The sequence below is a fragment of the Streptomyces sp. CS113 genome (assembly GCF_002188365.1).
Classification (GTDB): domain Bacteria; phylum Actinomycetota; class Actinomycetes; order Streptomycetales; family Streptomycetaceae; genus Streptomyces; species Streptomyces tendae.
The window spans coordinates 4,642,665-4,660,934 of the sequence record NZ_KZ195574.1 but is presented as its reverse complement, the minus strand read 5'-3'; the positions used below and the strand labels follow the sequence as shown (position 1 = coordinate 4,660,934).

The following is an 18,270-nucleotide window of genomic DNA, read 5'->3' as shown; positions in this document are numbered from 1 at the left end:
CTGTGGGTGTGCGTGGCGCGAGCCGCTGAGGCGACGGCTCGTCGGCGCAGCAGCCTAGAGTCAACGCGCGTAGCGCGACAGGGGCTTCCGGGTTACAGCCTGGTTTAACTTCACCCCCTTCCTCCTCCCCGTCCGCTGCCGCCGCTTTGCGCCGCCCGCCCCTTACCCTCGTACTCATGACCAGCGACGACACCGTGCGGCCCGGCCGCCCCCGCTCGATCGAGACCCTCGCCGAACTCACGCCGGAGCAGACCGACGCCGTCCTCGCCCTGCTCACCGAGGCGGCCCGGAACGACGGGCAGCATGCCGTGTCCGAACAGGGGCGGCTGCAACTGCGCGGCCCCGCGCGGGAGGGCGTCGCACATCTTCTGCTCACCGTCGGCGACGGCGAACTCGTCGGCTACGCCCAGCTGGAGGGCACCGACCCGGTCGAGCCGCCGGCCGCCGAGCTGGTCGTCCACCCCTCGCACCGGGGCCAGGGACACGGGCGGGCCCTGGGCTCCGCGCTGCTCGCCGCCTCCGGCAAGCGGCTGCGGGTCTGGGCGCACGGCGGTCACTCCGCCGCCCGGCATCTCGCGCAGGTGCTCGGGCTCTCCCTCTTCCGCGAACTGCGGCAGATGCGCCGTCCGTTGGCCGGGCTTGACCTGCCGGAGCCGCGCCTGCCGGAGGGCGTGAGCGTCCGCACCTTCGTGCCCGGCCGGGACGACGCGGCCTGGCTCGCCGTGAACGCGGCCGCCTTCGCCCACCACCCCGAACAGGGCTCGCTCACCCAGCGCGACCTCGACGACCGCAAGGCCGAGCCGTGGTTCGACCCGGCGGGGTTCTTCCTCGCCGAGCGGGACGGCGAGCTGATCGGCTTCCACTGGACCAAGGTGCACGCCGAGGAGGGGCTCGGCGAGGTGTACGTCCTCGGCATCCGCCCCGACACCCAGGGCGGCGGCCTGGGCAAGGCCCTCACCACGATCGGCCTGCGGCACCTGGAGGAGCAGGGCCTGCCCACGGCGATGCTGTACGTCGACGCCGACAACAAGGCGGCGGTGGCCGTCTACGAGCGCCTCGGATTCACCACCCACGAGACAGACCTGATGTACCGCACGGAGACCTGAGTGACTGTTTGGAAAGCTTGATCGAGTGAGCGGGGCTAGGCTGCCGGCATGAAGGTCATGCTGGGGGCGGTCGCGGCTGGATTGGTGTTCGGGGCGCTCACATCCGTCACCAATGTCCTGTCTTCTCCCTATGGGGAGATCGGGGCCCGCGTCACTGGGAGTGTTCTGGGGGACACCAGCAGAGTGCTCAGTCTTCTGCTTGACGCTGGATGGGCGTGGGCTGCGCTGGCGGTGGCGGTGGGCTGGATGGCCGGGACACGAAGCCGAGGGGCTTCATGTGGGGTTGTGGCGCTGACGTGCGCGACAGTCTCGTACTACGTTGTGGATCTTTATCTGTGGGACGCAGGGACCGACATGATTGCTTGGTTGGTCTTCGGAGTTCCAGCGGGACTGATTCTCGGTTTGGTTGGCGCCCTGATCAGACGCCCGGGCTGGACCGGATTGATCGCCGCTTTGGTCGTCCCTGTCGGAGCTGCTGTGCAGATGACGGTGATGCCGCCCGGTGCGGGTCTGATCGTTGCGTTCCCCGCCGCGGTGGCAGCGGGGTTCGTCTGGACGGGGGCGGTGCTGAGTGCTGCGGTAGCTGTTCATCGGTTCTGGCGTCAGCGTCGTGTCCTTCCTGTGGTGGAGGGGACATCGACGCCATGATGGACAGCCTCACCGCTTCCTGGACCAGTTCGGCCGGGAACCTTTGCGGGTGAGCCTGCGCGTCATCAGTGTAATGAGTGCCCAGGTCAGATGGGCTTCTGAGTGTTGTGGAAGTCGCTCGTAGTCGCGGACATTTCGCCGGGCTTTCATGCCACCCCAGGGTTCGCTCGACTTTCCAGCGTCGGGGCAGGACCACGAAGCCCTTCGCGCCGCGGGGCCGGGAGACTGTCTTGAGGGTCATGTTCAGGAAGTCGTCGGACCAGGTGGTGAGCTGGCCGACGTAGGCGGAGTCGGCCCAGATCTGGGTGATTTGGGGCTGCATGACGCGCAAGCGCCAGAGGAGTTCGCGGGCCGCGTCCCGGTCGGTGGTGTCGGCGGGCGTCACCGTGATCATCACTGGAAGTCCGAGGGTGTCGACGGCGATGTGTCTCTTGCGTCCGTTGATCTTTTTGCCCGCGTCGAAGCCGCGGGTGGCCTTGGAGACGGTCTCGGCTCCTTTGACGGACTGCGAGTCCACGATCAGCGTCACTGGCCAGGGGCATCGCCCCTGGCCAGTGCGGATCTGGCGGCGGAGCTGGTCACGCAGGAACGCCACGACCCCGGCCCGGTGCCAGCGGGCGAAGTGGTAGTAGACCGTCTGCCAGGGCGGATAGTCGGCGGGCAGGGCCCGCCACTTGATGCCGTTGTCGACGACGTAGCGGATGGCGTCGACGATTTCGCGGCGGTGCCACTTCTCCGGCCGGCCGCCCGTCTTGGTCCGGCAGGCCGGGACGGGCAGCAGCGGTTCGATCAGGGCCCATTCCGCGACGGTGGTGTCGGAGGGGTAGCGGCGCTGTCGTGAGGTAAGGGGCATCGCGTTCTCGGCTCGGTCTATTTGGTGAGCTGGGCAAGGGTCGCGCGGACGCCGGTGAGCTGGGCGGATGCCAGCTGGGCCCATTCGTCGTCGGGGTGGCGGGCCAGGTGCGGATCGAGCGTGCCCGTGATCAACCGGGTGAGCCGGCCGAGCACGAGACGGAACTGCTTCTTCTCGTATTCGATCCAGTCGGCGGGCTCGTCGGAGAACAGGTAGCCGTCCTTGCGGCGCCAGATGATCGGGGTCAGGTGCTCGGCGGCGCCGACGTCGCGCAGGTGGCGCACTCCGCGGGCGACCTGGGAGGGGGTGAGGCGGGTTGCGGCGACCAGCTGCTTGGTCTGCAGGCCGGCCGGTCGTGCTTCCATCAGGGCGACGCGGACCAGGTCGCCGTAGTGCTCGCTCAGTGGCTGGGCTTGTCCGCCGCGGCGGCGGCCGGGCATGACGTCACTCGCCCTTGAGGAGCTGGGCGAGTTGCTCGTCCAGGGTGAACTGGCCGCTGTCGATCGCGGCCTCCAGCCAGTCCGCAGCCCCACGGACCTTTGCGATCCCGCGCCGGATCGTTTCGCGTTCGTCCTCGGTGAACTCCTGGTCCCGCATGCGCGGGACCAGCCGGCCCAGGGTGGCGACGTACTGGTGGCAGGAGCCGACCAGGTCCAGGTATTCGATGGTGTGCTCGATCTGGCGGACCGCCGGGACGCGGTCGCGGATCTTCTCGCGGGTCTCTTCGGAGTTGTCGAACTGGGCCCGGTTGACGGTGAAGCGGGTGTCGTCGTTGCGCATCGTCTGGCGGGCGACGCGGGGGCGTTGCAGCAGCTCGGAGGTGACGTGGGTGGCCACCTCGTCATCCCGCGTGAGTTCCTTCACGACGCGGACCCGGTCGGCGGCCGGAAGGGCCGACGCGGTCTCGGGCCTGCTCAGCAGACTGGCCGTGACCTTCACCGCGACCTCATCGTCCCGGGTCAGGTCCCTCACAGCGCGGACCTTCTCCTCGACAGTCACCGGCCGGTCGACCTGTTGCCCGACCAGGCGTTTCGCCCCGTCCGTGGTCCACTGCCGCTTGCCCGAACGGGAATTGAAAGGGGCGTCCTCGATGGCGACCCACCGCTCGGCCTCCTCCGGGATCGACGCCAGGATCTTGTGAACGGTCCAGGAAACGCCGTCCTTGCGCTTGCCGGCCGGCCAGCGTGAGGAGACCCACCGCCAGTCCATCACCGTGGACAGGGCCACCCCGATGTCATCGGCGAACATCTGCAGCGACTCCTCGACCGTGAACAGCTCCTCCGTGCCCTTGGCCATCGATCCGCCCACGGGGCGCATCGGCTCGATCTCCAGGGCCTTGTCCCCGAGGCCGAACTGGGCCTTCGCGACCTGCGCGACCAGTTCCCTTGCCTCGGCGACGAGCTGTTCGTAACGCGTCCGTGAGACGTTCCCGACCCGATCCGACATGCTGCCTCCACCACCTCGTTCCCGGGCAGGGCCAACCACCGGACAGTGACGGCACGAACACGTATCATCCCAGGTCACGACCAGAATGGAGCCGCATGCTCCCGGGGCGGCAGGCGCGAAGGCAGGGCGCGCGAGGCGCGTTCACGAGACGGTACAACCCCGTGCTGGGCGGGTGGGCCTGATGGTGCGGCAGCCGCGTTCGGCTATGGCGTCACCGTGACGGAATCCCGCGACGCCCTATCCCGCCAGGCACGGGTGCGGCACCGCGACGAACAGAACACTGCCGACCGCCGATGTTCAACCCCCACCGTCCACTCACGGCCGCAGACCGGGCACTTCGCAATGTCCCCCCGCTGCATCGCCGCCACCCGCCGGTGGGCCTGTTCAAGGGCTCGCCACCGCCGTGACCTGCACGCACCCGAACAGAACATCGCTGCCGCCGACTTCGTCGGCGGCAGCGATGCCCCACATTCTCGGCAATACCTTCGAACCATTCCACCGGACGCCATAACTCCCAGCATCCAGATCCCCGAACCACTCGACCAGAGATCTCAAACACTCACTGAGCGCGAGGTAAGAGGTAACGCGCAGGCCGCTGCCGCTGTCCCGCCCGGCGGAGGTGCAGACCGCTCCCCCGCCCGGCGGAGGCGCAGACCGCTGTCCCCGCCCCGCCCGAGTGAGGCTCAGGCCGCTGCCCGCCCGGCTGAGGCGCAGGCCGCGGCCCCCGCCCCGGCATCACCCCGTCCCGTCGGCGGATCTCGTCCGTCGCGCCCCGCGTCCCAGGGGCTCCGGCCCGCACAGTGCCCCCACCCCGGCCGCCACCGCCGTCAGCACCGCCCAGCGGACGTGCGCGGCGGACCAGCGCGGGTCGTCGGCCTGGGCGAACAGGGCCCACCCCTCGGGTGCGAGGAGGGGCGCGAGGACGGCCGTGAGCAGCAGGGCCGCCGCGACGAACGGCCCCGGACGCGCCTCGTCCGTCAGCCGTACCGCCAGGGCGGCCGCGGCGAGGGCAAGGACGCCCACCGCCACCGCCTCCAGGGTGACCTCGCCGACCGGAGGCCGGGACGCCGAAGGGGACAGGAGCAGTACGGCCGTCCACCACAGGGCGGCGACGGGCGCGACCAGGACCACCCGCAGCGCCTGCCGCACGGGCCTGGGGACGGGCAGGGGCGCGGTGAGGTGGCGGGCCGGGTCGTCCAGCAGGAAGGTCAGGCCCAGCGCGCCGATCAGGGCGACGCTCCGCAGCAGCAACAGCGCCTGCCAGGGCGCCGGTTCGCCCCCGGTGACGAGGGGGGTGGCGGCGACCAGCAGGCCCAGGGTCCCCGCCGCCGCCAGCGCCCGCCACGGAAGCGTGCGCCACACCGGGCCGACCAGGTCCGGCGTCACTCCTCGGACCGCCGTCAGTCCTCGCACGAGTCCGCCTTCTCCGGTGCGGCCACGCCCAGCAGCTCGGCGGCGCGGGCGGTCGTGACGCCCGGCGCGGTCAGCTCGGCCCAGTGCGCCTTCACCCGGGCGCCGACACCGGCGGGCGGCTTCTCCAGCAGGTGCCGTACGACATCGGTCTGACCCTCGGTCATGCTCAGCGGGTTGGTGGGCGACAGGACGATCGCGGAGCCCTGCACGCTGTCGTCCAGGCGGACCCGGCGCAGCGCGGCCATCGGGTCGTCCTGCCAGCTCAGGGAGAGCCACATGACGGTGACCATCCGCCCGTCGCAGATCTCGCTCCCCGCCGCCTCCGTGCCCGCGACGAGGACGGCGGCGACGGCGCTGGAGAACTCGGGGACCCGGTTGCCGCCCCAGGCGGTGCCCACGGTGACCCGGTGCGGCTCGGTCGACGCGGGGATCGCGGTGTCGGCGCCCAGCCCGTACCGGGCGTCGATCCGCTGCCGTACGACCAGCGGCTGGTCGTGCGCGGAGCCGCCCGCCAGGGACTGGACGTGGTCCGCGACCCCGGCCCAGGCATCGGTGCGCGGCCCCCACTCGGGGAAGGCGCAGTACCTCGACCGGCCGTGCTCGGCGCAGGTCAGTTCGGGCCGCACCGAGGCACGCTCACGGGCCGCGGTCAGCTCAGGCGACGGCGTCGCGCCCCCTGCCTGGAGCACCCCGCCCGTCACCGCGGCCGCGAGGCCGAGGGCGAGCCCCGTCCGGACGGCCGCACCGCGTCCGCCGGCGACGACCACCGCGAGGAGGGCGACACACAGGGCGAGGCCCGCCAGGTACAGGGCGTGCCAGGCGGCGGGCCGGCCCAGCAGTTCGGAGGGCAGGGTGTCCGGGCCGATCTCGGAGACGACCGGTGCCAGCCAGGACCGCCCGTCCGTGGCGCCGGGCGCGGCACCGAGCACGAACGCGAACAGCAGCCCCACCACCAGCAGCGGCGCGGCCAACGCCCACCGCCGGGCCAGCCGGCCGAGCAGCACCCCGAGCACCCCGAACACCAGCACCGTCAACGGTCCCACGGCCAGCTCGGCCGGCGAACCGTGTCCGATCGCGCCCGGCTTGAGCGCCTCCCAGGTGAACTGACCGGCCACACACACGGCGGTGAGCAGGGCTGCCGGCACGACGGACAGCGCGTGGGCGGCCGTACGGCGCCAGGGCTGCAACACCAGTATCGAGAAGTGCGGCTCGGTGCCGCGCCGTTCGGAGCGGACGACCGCGTAGTTGGCGTACAGCAGGACGGCCAGGCCGACGAGCATCGGCATGGACTGGGTGGCGCGGTCGGCGTCCTGGAGGGCGGGGCTGCCGTCCCAGGAGGTCCTGGTGCGCCAGACGATCCACGCGACGTACGCCGCGAAGGCGATGAGGACGGGGACGCTCAGCAGCAGCCTGCGGGCCTCGAAGCGGGCCAGCGCGAGCACGGCCCGCACCCCGCGGCCCCGGAGCGGCGCCCGGACGGGCGCGGACTCCTCCACCAGTACGGCGCTCACGCCGCCACCTCCGTGTCCGCGCCGTCGAGGACGAGCAGGTAGCCGTCCTCCAGGGTGGGCTCGGCGGGCTCGGCACCGGGAGGCGGATCGCCCACGTTCCGGAAGGAACCGGTGCCGGTGCGCCAGCCGGCCTTGGCGCCGGGGTCCTTCTCCGTGCTGTTCCACACCCGCCCGGCGGCCCGGGCCGTCAGCTCGGCCGGAGTCCCGTCGAACCGCACCGCCCCGGCCGCCATGACGATCACGCGGTGGCAGAGCATCGCCACGTCCTCCGTCTGGTGGGTGGACAGCAGCACGGTCCGTCCCTCCCCCGCTCCGGCGATCAGCTCCCTGAACCGCATCCGCTGCTCGGGGTCGAGACCGACGGTCGGCTCGTCCAGCACCAGGAACCCCGGGTCGCCCACCAGCGCGGCGGCGAGCGCGACCCGCTGCCGCATGCCGCCGGACAGCTTCTTCATCCGGCGCCCGCGCACGTCCCCGAGGTCAACCTCCTCCAGTACCCGCCGCACCTCGCGGTGCCGCTCCCGGCGGTCCGCCAGCTCTTTGAGGATCGCCACGTAGTCGACGAACTCGAAGGCGGTGAAGTCCGGGTGGAAACCGGGCGTCTGCGGCAGATAGCCGAGCCGCCGCCGCACCTCCTGCCGGCCGCGCGCACTCCCGGGGTCGTGCCCGAGGACGGTGAAGGCCCCCCGGTCCGCGGGCACGGCGGTGGCGAGCACGCGCAGCAGCGTCGTCTTCCCGGCGCCGTTGGGCCCGAGCAGCCCGGTGACGCCGGGGGACAGCCGCAGTGACACGTCGTCGAGGGCGCGGGTGCGCCCGTAGTGGAGGCTGAGCCCGGACGCGGAGACGGTGGGGGTCATGGAGGTCATACGGCACTTCCGTACGGGAGAAGGGTCAAGAAGAAGGAGGGGCTCACGAGAGGCTCACGAGGGGGTCACGCGATGCCGCGCGTGGAGACGTCGAACCGGTCGCGGAGCAGGAACAGCAGCCCGGCGCCCAGTGCCGCCACACACCCGGACACGCCCTGTCCGGCCGCGGTGAACGGGGCCAGCGGGCCGTCCGTGGACGCGCGGGCCGCGTCCGCGGCCAGCAGCACGGCCGACCAGGCGCACACGAGCACGGACGGCGCCATCACCGGACCCAGCCGCGGCGTCAGCGCGAGGCCGGTCGTGGTGAGGGCGAGCCCGGGCAGCAGCCAGGCCAGAGCGGCCGGTCCGAACCCGGGCAGGGCGAGGCTGGCCAGTCCGCCCACCCCGAGCGCCACCACGAGCACGGCGACCGTACGGATCATCAGCAGCCGGAAGCCGTGCATCGGCGAGACGACGGCCATCTCGTGCGTGGGGTCCAGGACAGGCCCGTAGGCGAGCGCCACGGAGACCAGCGGCAGCAGCGGGGCGCAGACCAGGAACAGGGTGGGCCGGCCGGCGGCACCGGCCGCGACGGCCACGAGGAAGGTCGTGACCAGCACGGCGGCGAGCGCGCCGAACCAGGACCGGCGCAGTATGGGGGTGGCCGCGAGCAGCCTCGCGGTGCCGTCGCCCACGCCGCACCGCACCAGCAGGCGCTCGAGCAGGGCCGGCCGGGGGGCGTCCAGCTCGGCGTCGAGCCGCGCCCACCCCGCGTCCAGCGCGGCGGCGTCGCTCACCTCGGCGAGGACGCCCCGGCAGGTGGCGCAGGAGGTCAGATGGGTGTCGGCGGACCAGAGGGCGGGCGCCGCCAGCTCTCCCCGGGCGTAGGCCCGCAGGTCGTCCTCGTCCACGTGCCAGGCGTCCCGGGGACGGTTCTCCTCGATTCTCATGCCAGTGCCTCCCGCAGCTGCCGGCGGGCCCGCATCGCCCGCGTCTTGACCGTGCCCGGCGGGATGCCGAGCAGGACGGCCGCCTCACGGGTGGTCAGCCCGTCGACGACGGTGGCCTGGAGCACCGCGCGCAGCTCCGGCGAGAGCCGTACGAGCGCGCCGGCGAGGTCTCCGTGCTCGACCCCGGCGAGGACGCGCTCCTCCGCCGAGACCTCGTCCCGGTGCCGCAGCCGCGCCAGCGCCTGCCGCAGCCGTCCGCGCGCACCCTCGCCGCGCAGCACGTCGATCAGCCGCCGCGACCCGATCCGCCACAGCCACCCCGCCACGTCCCCTTCCTCCCGGTAGCGCGCGCTGCCGCGCCACACCGCGAGGAAGGTCTCCTGCACCACGTCGTCGACCACGGCGGCGTCGGCGCAGCGGCTGCGCATGCGGGCGGTCAGCCAGGGTGCGTACCGGCGGTACAGCTCCTCGAAGGCCCGGCGGTCGGCATCGACCACGACGGCCCGCAGCAGCTCCCCGTCGCTTCTCGTTTCGCTCACATCTCCTCATCGCACGAGCCCCGCCGATCGGTTCACACGATCTCAGAGCGGCCCCGGCGCCTTTCCCCGCCGCCCTTCCCCCGCCCTTCCCCCGCCTTTCCCCGCCTTTCCCCCGCCTTTCCGGCGACCTTTCGGAGGCCCGCCGCTATCCCGCACGTCATGTCCCCGTAACCATCGATTCAGACAGCCTTGCGAGGCTCACCGAATGAAGCCGACCGAGCCACATCCTTCCGGGCCCTGGGGGCCCTCCGACGCGCCTGACTCGCGCGCGGCGCGGAAGAATGGGTTCATGAGGCAGCCGAACAGCCAGGCAGAGGTCCAGCACACGCAGCCCTCCGTGGGCTCCATCGCGGCGCACCGCCCGGACACCGTGGCCGCCACGGTCTCCGGCCTGGAGCCGGACATCGACGCCGATCTCGACGCGTACGAGGAGTCGGAGGAGTCCCAGGACGGCGGCGCCCGGCTCCCGCAGGGCCGCTTCCTGGACCGCGAGCGCAGCTGGCTCGCGTTCAACGAACGCGTGCTCGAACTCGCCGAGGACCCGAACACGCCCCTGCTGGAGCGGGCCAACTTCCTCGCGATCTTCGCCAGCAACCTGGACGAGTTCTTCATGGTCCGCGTCGCCGGCCTCAAGCGCCGCATCGCGACCGGCGTCGCCACCCGCTCCGCCTCCGGCCTCCAGCCCCGCGAGGTGCTGGACATGATCTGGGCCCGCTCCCGCGAGCTGATGGCCCGGCACGCCGCCTGCTTCCACGAGGACGTCGCCCCGGCGCTCGCCGAGGAGGGCATCCACCTGGTCCGCTGGAGCGAGCTGGCCGAGAAGGAGCAGGCCCGCCTGTTCACCCTCTTCCGGCACCGGATCTTCCCGGTCCTCACCCCCCTCGCGGTCGACCCGGCCCACCCCTTCCCGTACATCTCGGGCCTCTCCCTCAACCTCGCGGTCGTCGTCCGCAACCCCGTCACGGGCCACCGCCACTTCGCCCGCGTCAAGGTCCCGCCGCTGCTCTCCCGCTTCCTGGAGGCCTCCCCGGGCCGCTACGTCCCCGTCGAGGACGTCATCGCCGCCCACCTGGAAGAGCTGTTCCCGGGCATGGAGGTCCTGGAGCACCACACCTTCCGCCTCACCCGCAACGAGGACCTGGAGGTGGAGGAGGACGACGCGGAGAACCTGCTCCAGGCCCTGGAGAAGGAGCTGATGCGGCGGCGCCTCGGCCCGCCCGTCCGCCTGGAGGTCGAGGAGTCCGTCGACCGCGAGGTCCTGGACCTCCTCGTGCGCGAGCTGAAGATCGGCGAGGCCGAGGTCTACCCGCTGCCCGGCCCCCTGGACCTCACCGGCCTCTTCCGCATCCACAGCATCGACCGGCCCGAGCTGAAGTACCCGAAGTTCGTCGCCGGCACCCACCGCGACCTGGCCGAGGTGGAGTCGGCGTCGGCGCCGGACATCTTCGCCGCCCTGCGCACCAAGGACGTCCTGCTGCACCACCCGTACGACTCCTTCTCCACCTCCGTGCAGGCGTTCCTGGAGCAGGCCGCCACCGACCCGGACGTCCTGGCGATCAAGCAGACGCTGTACCGGACGTCCGGCGACTCCCCCATAGTCGACGCCCTCATCGAGGCGGCCGAGTCCGGCAAGCAGGTCCTCGTCCTGGTCGAGATCAAGGCCCGCTTCGACGAGTCCGCCAACATCAAGTGGGCCCGCAAGCTGGAGGAGTCCGGCTGCCACGTCGTCTACGGCCTGGTGGGCCTGAAGACGCACTGCAAGCTCTCCCTGGTCGTACGGCAGGAGGGCGAGACCCTGCGCCGCTACAGCCACGTCGGCACCGGCAACTACCACCCGAAGACCGCCCGCCTCTACGAGGACCTGGGCCTGCTCACCTCGGACCCGCAGGTCGGCGCGGACCTCTCCGACCTGTTCAACCGCCTTTCCGGCTACTCCCGGCGCGAGACCTACCGCCGTCTGCTCGTCGCGCCCAAGTCGCTGCGCGACGGCCTGGTCTCCCGCATCCACAAGGAGATCCAGCACCACCGCGCCGGCCGCCCCGCCCACGTCCGCATCAAGGTCAATTCGATGGTCGACGAGGCCGTGGTCGACGCCTGCTACCGGGCGTCCCAGGCCGGGGTGCCGGTCGACGTGTGGGTGCGCGGCATCTGCGCGCTGCGCCCGGGGGTGCCGGGCCTGTCGGAGAACATCCGGGTCCGCTCCGTCCTCGGCCGCTTCCTGGAGCACTCCCGGGTCTTCGCCTTCGGCAACGGCGGGGAGCCCGAGGTGTGGCTCGGCAGCGCCGACATGATGCACCGCAACCTCGACCGCCGGATAGAGGCCCTCGTCCGGGTCACCGACCCGGCCCACCGGGCGGCCCTGAACCGGCTCCTCGAGAACGGCATGTCCGACACCACCGCCTCCTGGCACCTCGGTCCGGACGGCGAGTGGACCCGGCACGCGACCGACGCGGACGGCCAGCCCCTGCGCAACATCCAGGAGATGCTCATAGACGCCCGGAGGCGCCGGCGTGGCACAGCGACACCTTGACCCGACCCAGCCCGCGGCGACCGCCCCACCGCCGCACCCCACGAGCGCGGGCGCGGGTACGAGCGCGACCTCGGGTACGAGCGCGACCGCGCGCGGGGACGCCGGTGCGGGCCCGCGTGCCGAGGCGGACACCGACGCACTCGTGGGCTACCTGCGCGCCCAGGCCACGGAGTTCCTGCGCGCACTGCGCCGGCACCGGGAGTCGGGAACGGCCGCGGGAACCGCACCGGCAACGGGGACGGGAGGCGGAGCCGGAGCCGGAACGGGCGCGGGAGCCAGGACGGGCGCGGGCACAAGAACGGGAGCCGGCACGCACGCGGGCGCGGGCACAAGAACGGGACCCGGCACGCACGCGGGCGCGAACGGCACCCACGGCGGCCCGGACCAGGCGCCCCCGCCCGCGGACGACGTGGACGCGGCCCGCGCCCTGCGCCGCGCCGCCCGCCGCATCAGCGCCACCCTGCACACCTTCCAGCCGCTGCTGGACGCCGACTGGGCGGAGGAGATGCGCCCCGAGCTTGCCTGGCTGTCCGGCACGCTGGCGATGGAGCACGCGTACGCGTCGCGCCTGGAACGCCTGCTCCAGGCCCTGCACCGGCTCTCCGGCTCCACGGCGTTCCCGGCCCCGCGGCCGGTGGGCCGGGCCGCCGTCACGGCGACCGTGCCACCGGGCGGGTCCGGGGTGCCCGCCGTGCCCGCCGCCGCCCACCCGGCGTCCGCGAACCGCGGCAACCTCACGGTGGGCGCGGCCAAGGCGGGCGCGCTGCTCGACCGGCAGCTGACCCTGGCCCGCACCCGGGCGCACTCCGCCGCCCTCCAGGCGCTGGGCAGCAGCCGCTTCCACGCCGTCGCCGACAAGGTCGCCTTACTGGCCAGCGAGGTCCCGCTGAGCAGGACGGGCCGCGCGGCCGCTGCCGCCGCCGGCCCCGGCCCCGACGCCGCACCCGTCGACCTGCGCCCCCTGGCCACCGCCGCGCGGGAGCGCCTCACCGACGCCGTGGCCGCCCTCCCGCTGGTCACCGCGGGCAGCCCGTACAACGCCGAGGCGCTGGTCCACGGGCTCTCCCCGGACCCCGCCCCGCACCCCCAGGACGCCCCCTGGCACCAGGTCCGCCTGCTGCTGCGCCTGCACCGCTACGCCCTGGAGGCGCTGGCCGGCGCGGAGGCCGGGGACGCGGACGACCGCGTGGACGTGCGCCTCCTGGCCGCGGGCGAGGCCCTCAACCGCCACCGCGACGCCGCTGAGGCCGCCGCGGCCGCCGCCCAGGCGGCCCGTACCCCGCGCATCGCCCCGGCGACGGCGTACGCGCTGGGCGTGCTCCACGCCGACCAGCGGCATGAGGTGGAGGCGGCGCGGTACGCGTTCCAGCACAGCTGGCGCAAGGAACCGATCAGGCTGCCGTAGGAGCGGCCGCAGGACGACGGGAGGCGTGTGCGCCGTGAGCCCCGCGGACGACGACACCACGGTCCGGGCGGCCGGCTGCGTCCTGTGGCGCCCCGCGCCCTCGACCGCGCCCCCCGGCTCGACCGCGCCCCCCGGCTCGACCGCCTCCCCCGGCCTGGAGCTGTGCCTCGTGCACCGCCCGAAGTACGACGACTGGTCGCACCCGAAGGGCAAGCTCAAGCCGGGTGAGACCCCGCTCGCGGGCGCCCTGCGCGAGGTCGCGGAGGAGACGGGGTACGCCGCCGAGCCGGGCGCCGAGCTGCCCGGCGTGCGCTACCTCGCGAACGGCCGCCCCAAGGAGGTCCGCTACTGGGCCGCCGCGGCCACCACCGGCGCCTTCGCCCCCTCCGACGAGGTCGACCGCATCCTGTGGCTGACCCCGGAGGCGGCCCGCGCCCGCCTCACCCAGCCCCGGGACCGGGCCCTCGTGGACGCGCTGCTGGCGACGCGCCTGCCCGGAGCGCCCGGCGCACCCGGCGCACCCGCAGCACCCGCAGCACCCGGCACACCCGGCGCACCCGGGACGGCCTGACCCCCCTCGGAACCGCCCCGTGTCCTTGACGTAAGCGTTCCGTGACCTCACCGCACCGTCCTCAGGGGTTCACCCGGCGTTCATTTACGCCCTTCGGCGCCTTCATCTCATCTGCCTAATTTCGGCCTTACCACTCCTCGCACGCCGCCGAATTCAGGACGGCGGCTCCTGGAAGGAACTCCCTCAGTGAAGCTTCAGCGCATGAACCGGCGGGCCCTCGCTCTCGGTGCTCTCGCCGTCTCCGGCGCCCTGGCCCTCACGGCGTGCGGCTCGGACGACACCGGCGGCAACAGCGGCAGCGACTCCAGCTCCGCCGCCGCCAACAGCAACATCAAGTGCGACGACGCCAAGGGCCAGCTCCAGGCCTCCGGCTCGTCCGCCCAGAAGAACGCCATCGACGCCTGGGTCAAGCAGTACGTCGCCGCCTGCAACGGCGTGCAGATCAACTACAACCCGACCGGTTCGGGCGCGGGCATCACCGCCTTCACGCAGGGCCAGACCGCGTTCGCCGGTTCGGACTCCGCGCTGAAGCCGGAGGAGATCGAGGCCTCGAAGAAGGTCTGCAAGGACGGCCAGGCCATCGACCTGCCGATGGTCGGCGGCCCGATCGCGGTCGGCTTCAACGTCACGGGCGTCGACTCGCTCGTCCTGGACGCCCCGACGATGGCCAAGATCTTCGACAGCAAGATCACCAACTGGAACGACGAGGCGATCAAGAAGCTCAACCCCGACGCCAAGCTTCCGGACCTGAAGATCCAGGCCTTCCACCGCTCGGACGAGTCCGGCACCACGGACAACTTCACCAAGTACCTGAAGGCCGCCGCGCCCGACGACTGGAAGTACGAGGGCGGCAAGTCCTGGGAGGCCAAGGGCGGCCAGTCCGCGCAGGGCTCGGCCGGTCTGGCCGGCCAGGTGAAGGGGACCCCCGGCGCCATCTCGTACTTCGAGCTGTCCTACGCCAAGGACGGCATCAAGACCGTCGACGTCAAGACCGCGGCCGCCGAGCCGGTCAAGGCCACCGTCGACAACGCCACCGCCGCCATCGGCGCGGCCAAGGTCGTCGGCACCGGCAAGGACCTGGCCCTGGAGCTGGACTACACCCCGGACGCCGCCGGCGCCTACCCGCTGGTCCTGGTGACGTACGAGATCGCCTGCGACAAGGGCAACAAGGCCGACACCCTGCCCGCCACCAAGTCCTTCCTGAACTACATGGCCTCGGAGGACGGCCAGGGCCTGCTGGCGGACGCCGGCTACGCCCCGATGCCCACCGAGATCATCACCAAGGTCCGCGAGACCATCTCGGGCCTGAGCTGACCCGAGTGCGGTCCGGCCGCCACGCGGAGCCGACAGCGTCCCCTCCCGGGACCGACAGCGCCCCCGCCGGAGGCCGGACCGCACCGTCCGGTGCACCGCCGCCAGGAGCCCTTGACCGGGGCTCCGCCCGAGCCGCCGACCACGGCGGCTCCGCAGACCGGAGAACCCGATGGACATAACAACGGACACCACCCAGAAGCCAGCCCCCTCCCGCACCCCCCAGCCGCCCGCCGCCGGGAGCAAGCGCGCCGGCCGCGGCGTCAGCCGCCCCGGCGACCGGATATTCGTCGGTCTCTCCCGCGGGTCCGGCATCCTCGTGCTGGTCATCATGGCCGCCATCGCGGCCTTCCTGACCTACCGCGCCGTCCTCGCCATCGGCGAGGACGAGGCGAACTTCTTCACCAGCTTCGAATGGAACCCGACCGGCAGCCCGCCGGAGTTCGGCATCGCGGTCCTGGCCTACGGCACCGTCGTGTCGTCGATCATCGCCATGGCCATCGCCGTCCCGATCTCGGTCGGCATCGCGCTGTTCATCACGCACTACGCCCCGCGCAAGCTGGGCGGTCTGATCGGCTACGTGATCGACCTGCTCGCCGCCGTGCCCTCGATCGTCTACGGCCTGTGGGGCGCGCTCGTCCTCGTGCCGCACCTGAACGGCCTCTACGGCTGGCTCGACGAGTACCTCGGCTGGACCGGGATCTTCGAGTGGAACGGCGGCGCGGGACGCTCGCTGCTCACCGTGGGCATCCTGCTGGCGATCATGATCCTTCCGATCATCACCAACGTCAGCCGTGAGGTCTTCCGGCAGGTCCCGCGCATGCACGAGGAGGCCGCCCTGGCCCTCGGCGCCACGCGCTGGGAGGTCATCCGGATGTCGGTGCTGCCCTTCGGCCGCTCCGGCGTCATCTCCGCCTCGATGCTCGGCCTCGGGCGCGCGCTCGGCGAGACGATGGCCGTGGCCATGGTGCTCTCCCCGACCTTCGACATCACCCCGAGCCTGCTCGACCCGGGCGGCGGCACCTTCGCCCAGAACATCGCCAGCAAGTTCAACGAGGCCACCCAGATGGGCCGCGACGCCCTGATCGCCTCCGGTCTGGTCCTGTTCGTCATCACCCTGCTGGTCAACGGCGGCGCCCGCATGATCATCGCCCGCCGCGAGGAGTACTCGGGGGCCAACGCATGAGCAACGCAACCCTGACCCCCGCCCCCAAGAACCGCAGCTCCCTGCGCGCCGCCACCCTGCCCAAGTGGTTCCCGTGGGCGGTCGCGGCCGGCTCGGTCCTCCTCGGCCTCGGCATCAGCACCGCCGCCGGGCTCAACAGCAGCATCCAGTGGGCCCTGATCGCCGCGGTCCTCTTCGTCGCCGGTTCGTACGGCATCTCGGCGCGCGTCGAGGGCGGCCGGCAGGCCAAGGACCGGGTCGCGACCAGCATGGTCTGGGTCGCCTTCCTGCTGGCCCTGATCCCGCTGCTCTCCCTGATCTGGGAGACCGTGAAGCAGGGCGTAAAGGTCCTCGACGGCTACTTCCTGACCCACTCGATGGGCGTCGTCGGCGACAGCGAGCCCGGCGGCGGCATCTACCACGCCATCCTCGGCACCCTGGAGCAGGTCGGCCTCGCCACGCTGTTCTCCGTGCCGGTCGGCGTGCTCACCGCGATCTACCTGGTCGAGTACGGCCGGGGCCGGCTCGCCAAGGCCGTCACCTTCTTCGTGGACGTCATGACGGGCATCCCGTCCATCGTCGCGGGCCTGTTCGTGCTCAGCCTGTGGGTGCTGATCCTGGACATGGGGCCGTCCGGCGTGGCCGGCTCGTTCGCCCTGTGCATCCTGATGATCCCGGTGGTCGTCCGCTCCACCGAGGAGATGCTCAAGCTCGTCCCGAACGAGCTGCGCGAGGCGTCCCTCGCCCTGGGCGTGCCGAAGTGGCGCACGATCCTCAAGGTGGTCCTGCCGACCTCGATCGGCGGCATCGTCACCGGCGTGATGCTGGCCGTCGCCCGCATCACCGGCGAGACGGCCCCCGTACTGCTGCTGGTCTGGGGCACCGACTTCATCAACGCGAATCCCTTCCAGGATCCGCAGGAGTCGCTGCCGATGTACATCTACCTCCAGTACGGCGCGGGCTCCGACGCGGCCTACGACCGTGCCTGGGCGGCGGCCCTGACGCTGATCGCGTTCATCATGATCCTCAACCTCGCGGCCCGCGGCATCGCCCGCTGGAAGGCCCCGAAGACCGGTCGCTGACGCGACCCGCAGAAGCACCGTCCGCGACCGGACCCGAAAGAAGCAGTGATACCCATGGCCAAGCGCATAGATGTCAGCGGCCTCAACGCCTACTACGGCTCCTTCCTGGCCATCGAGGACATCTCGATGACCGTCGAGCCCCGCTCCGTGACGGCCTTCATCGGCCCCTCCGGCTGCGGCAAGTCCACCTTCCTGCGCACGCTCAACCGCATGCACGAGGTCACCCCGGGCGGCCGCGTCGACGGCAAGGTGATGCTGGACGACGAGAACCTCTACGGCACGGGCATCGACCCGGTGGCCGTGCGCCGCGAGGTCGGCATGGTCTTCCAGCGCCCGAACCCGTTCCCGACGATGTCGGTCTACGACAACGTGGCGGCGGGCCTGCGCCTGAACGGCAAGTACAAGAAGTCCCAGCTGGACGACGTCGTCGAGAAGTCGCTGCGCGGCGCCAACCTCTGGAACGAGGTCAAGGACCGCCTGAACAAGCCGGGCTCCGGCCTCTCCGGCGGCCAGCAGCAGCGCCTGTGCATCGCCCGCGCCATCGCGGTCGAGCCCAACGTGCTCCTCATGGACGAGCCCTGCTCCGCCCTGGACCCGATCTCCACCCTCGCCATCGAGGACCTGATCGGCGAGCTGAAGGAGCGCTTCACGATCGTCATCGTGACGCACAACATGCAGCAGGCGGCGCGCGTCTCGGACCGTACGGCGTTCTTCAACCTGGCGGCGGTCGGCCAGCCCGGCAAGCTGATCGAGATCGACGAGACGGAGCGGATCTTCTCCAACCCGTCGGTCCAGGCCACGGAGGACTACATCTCCGGCCGCTTCGGCTAGACCGGCCCCGCCCCACCGGACCCCTCGCGGTGCTGCATGGCGGTGCCACCGCGAGGAGCACAAG

16 protein-coding genes and 1 pseudogene are annotated in these 18,270 nt (G+C 72.2%); 9 read left to right on the top strand and 8 right to left on the bottom strand.

Annotation, left to right across the window (positions count from 1 at the left end):
• Positions 1-176 precede the first annotated feature (176 nt).
• On the top strand, positions 177-1,106 hold the full coding sequence (gene mshD / locus B9W62_RS20690) for a mycothiol synthase (protein WP_087808567.1): 930 nt from the start codon (positions 177-179) through the stop codon (positions 1,104-1,106).
• A 48-nt stretch (positions 1,107-1,154) separates the two neighbouring features.
• Positions 1,155-1,754, top strand: coding sequence for a hypothetical protein (locus B9W62_RS39985; RefSeq protein ID WP_143665469.1), 600 nt, complete (start codon positions 1,155-1,157; stop codon positions 1,752-1,754).
• Between the two features lie 9 nt (positions 1,755-1,763).
• On the opposite strand, the pseudogene B9W62_RS20685 reads toward B9W62_RS39985, so the two are convergent.
• The 8 genes and pseudogenes from B9W62_RS20685 to B9W62_RS20650 all read right to left on the bottom strand — a co-directional run bounded on the left by B9W62_RS20685 (position 1,764) and on the right by B9W62_RS20650 (position 9,311).
• A pseudogene (locus B9W62_RS20685) lies at positions 1,764-2,607 on the bottom strand (IS5 family transposase).
• Positions 2,608-2,624: 17 nt separating this feature from the next.
• Entirely contained in the window at positions 2,625-3,047 is a 423-nt protein-coding gene (locus tag B9W62_RS20680) for a hypothetical protein (RefSeq protein WP_011039381.1), read from the bottom strand.
• Between the two features lie 4 nt (positions 3,048-3,051).
• A complete protein-coding gene (locus tag B9W62_RS20675; protein ID WP_087808566.1) occupies positions 3,052-4,053 on the bottom strand; it encodes a DUF6192 family protein in 1,002 nt (333 codons plus the stop codon).
• Between the two features lie 735 nt (positions 4,054-4,788).
• Positions 4,789-5,466: an ABC transporter gene (locus tag B9W62_RS20670; protein WP_179235580.1), complete on the bottom strand. Its 678-nt coding sequence runs from the start codon at positions 5,464-5,466 to the stop codon at positions 4,789-4,791.
• Positions 5,454-6,977, bottom strand: coding sequence for an ABC transporter permease (locus B9W62_RS20665; RefSeq protein WP_087808564.1), 1,524 nt, complete (start codon positions 6,975-6,977; stop codon positions 5,454-5,456). The genes B9W62_RS20670 and B9W62_RS20665 overlap by 13 nt, the downstream gene beginning before the upstream one ends.
• Entirely contained in the window at positions 6,974-7,834 is an 861-nt protein-coding gene (locus B9W62_RS20660; protein WP_087812002.1) for an ABC transporter ATP-binding protein, read from the bottom strand. Before B9W62_RS20660 ends, B9W62_RS20665 begins: the two co-directional genes overlap by 4 nt.
• A 74-nt stretch (positions 7,835-7,908) precedes the next feature.
• Positions 7,909-8,772 carry a cupin domain-containing protein gene (locus tag B9W62_RS20655; protein WP_087808563.1) on the bottom strand — a complete coding sequence of 288 codons (864 nt, stop codon included), beginning with the start codon at positions 8,770-8,772 and terminating at the stop codon, positions 7,909-7,911.
• Positions 8,769-9,311 carry an RNA polymerase sigma factor gene (locus tag B9W62_RS20650; RefSeq protein ID WP_087808562.1) on the bottom strand — a complete coding sequence of 181 codons (543 nt, stop codon included), beginning with the start codon at positions 9,309-9,311 and terminating at the stop codon, positions 8,769-8,771. Before B9W62_RS20650 ends, B9W62_RS20655 begins: the two co-directional genes overlap by 4 nt.
• A gap of 289 nt (positions 9,312-9,600) precedes the next feature.
• On the opposite strand from B9W62_RS20650, the gene B9W62_RS20645 reads away from it, so the two are divergent.
• The 7 genes from B9W62_RS20645 (at position 9,601) to pstB (ending at position 18,206) form a co-directional block, all read left to right on the top strand.
• Positions 9,601-11,841 carry an RNA degradosome polyphosphate kinase gene (locus B9W62_RS20645; RefSeq protein ID WP_179235579.1) on the top strand — a complete coding sequence of 747 codons (2,241 nt, stop codon included), beginning with the start codon at positions 9,601-9,603 and terminating at the stop codon, positions 11,839-11,841.
• 142 nt (positions 11,842-11,983) lie between these two features.
• Positions 11,984-13,246, top strand: coding sequence for a CHAD domain-containing protein (locus tag B9W62_RS20640; protein ID WP_256976775.1), 1,263 nt, complete (start codon positions 11,984-11,986; stop codon positions 13,244-13,246).
• 34 nt (positions 13,247-13,280) lie between these two features.
• Positions 13,281-13,817 (top strand): NUDIX hydrolase, encoded by a 537-nt coding sequence (locus B9W62_RS20635; protein ID WP_087812000.1) that lies wholly within the window; start codon positions 13,281-13,283, stop codon positions 13,815-13,817.
• A gap of 186 nt (positions 13,818-14,003) precedes the next feature.
• Complete coding sequence (gene pstS / locus B9W62_RS20630; RefSeq protein WP_179235578.1) at positions 14,004-15,131, top strand: phosphate ABC transporter substrate-binding protein PstS; 1,128 nt, start codon at positions 14,004-14,006, stop codon at positions 15,129-15,131.
• Between the two features lie 169 nt (positions 15,132-15,300).
• A complete protein-coding gene (pstC, locus tag B9W62_RS20625) occupies positions 15,301-16,314 on the top strand; it encodes a phosphate ABC transporter permease subunit PstC (RefSeq protein ID WP_087808559.1) in 1,014 nt (337 codons plus the stop codon).
• A complete protein-coding gene (pstA, locus tag B9W62_RS20620) occupies positions 16,311-17,375 on the top strand; it encodes a phosphate ABC transporter permease PstA (RefSeq protein ID WP_087808558.1) in 1,065 nt (354 codons plus the stop codon). Before pstC ends, pstA begins: the two co-directional genes overlap by 4 nt.
• A gap of 54 nt (positions 17,376-17,429) precedes the next feature.
• Positions 17,430-18,206 carry a phosphate ABC transporter ATP-binding protein PstB gene (pstB, locus tag B9W62_RS20615; protein WP_087808557.1) on the top strand — a complete coding sequence of 259 codons (777 nt, stop codon included), beginning with the start codon at positions 17,430-17,432 and terminating at the stop codon, positions 18,204-18,206.
• The last annotated feature ends 64 nt before the right edge of the window (positions 18,207-18,270 follow it).

What these genes read in the sequence shown, in the direction of transcription:
- mshD (WP_087808567.1), top strand. Translation starts at nt 177, where the DNA reads ATGACCAGCGACGACACCGTGCGGCCCGGCCGCCCCCGCTCGATCGAG.
- B9W62_RS39985 (WP_143665469.1), top strand. Translation starts at nt 1,155, where the DNA reads ATGAAGGTCATGCTGGGGGCGGTCGCGGCTGGATTGGTGTTCGGGGCG.
- B9W62_RS20680 (WP_011039381.1), bottom strand. Translation starts at nt 3,047, where the DNA reads ATGCCCGGCCGCCGCCGCGGCGGACAAGCCCAGCCACTGAGCGAGCAC.
- B9W62_RS20675 (WP_087808566.1), bottom strand. Translation starts at nt 4,053, where the DNA reads ATGTCGGATCGGGTCGGGAACGTCTCACGGACGCGTTACGAACAGCTC.
- B9W62_RS20660 (WP_087812002.1), bottom strand. Translation starts at nt 7,834, where the DNA reads ATGACCCCCACCGTCTCCGCGTCCGGGCTCAGCCTCCACTACGGGCGC.
- B9W62_RS20655 (WP_087808563.1), bottom strand. Translation starts at nt 8,772, where the DNA reads ATGAGAATCGAGGAGAACCGTCCCCGGGACGCCTGGCACGTGGACGAG.
- B9W62_RS20645 (WP_179235579.1), top strand. Translation starts at nt 9,601, where the DNA reads ATGAGGCAGCCGAACAGCCAGGCAGAGGTCCAGCACACGCAGCCCTCC.
- pstC (WP_087808559.1), top strand. Translation starts at nt 15,301, where the DNA reads ATGGACATAACAACGGACACCACCCAGAAGCCAGCCCCCTCCCGCACC.
- pstA (WP_087808558.1), top strand. Translation starts at nt 16,311, where the DNA reads ATGAGCAACGCAACCCTGACCCCCGCCCCCAAGAACCGCAGCTCCCTG.
- pstB (WP_087808557.1), top strand. Translation starts at nt 17,430, where the DNA reads ATGGCCAAGCGCATAGATGTCAGCGGCCTCAACGCCTACTACGGCTCC.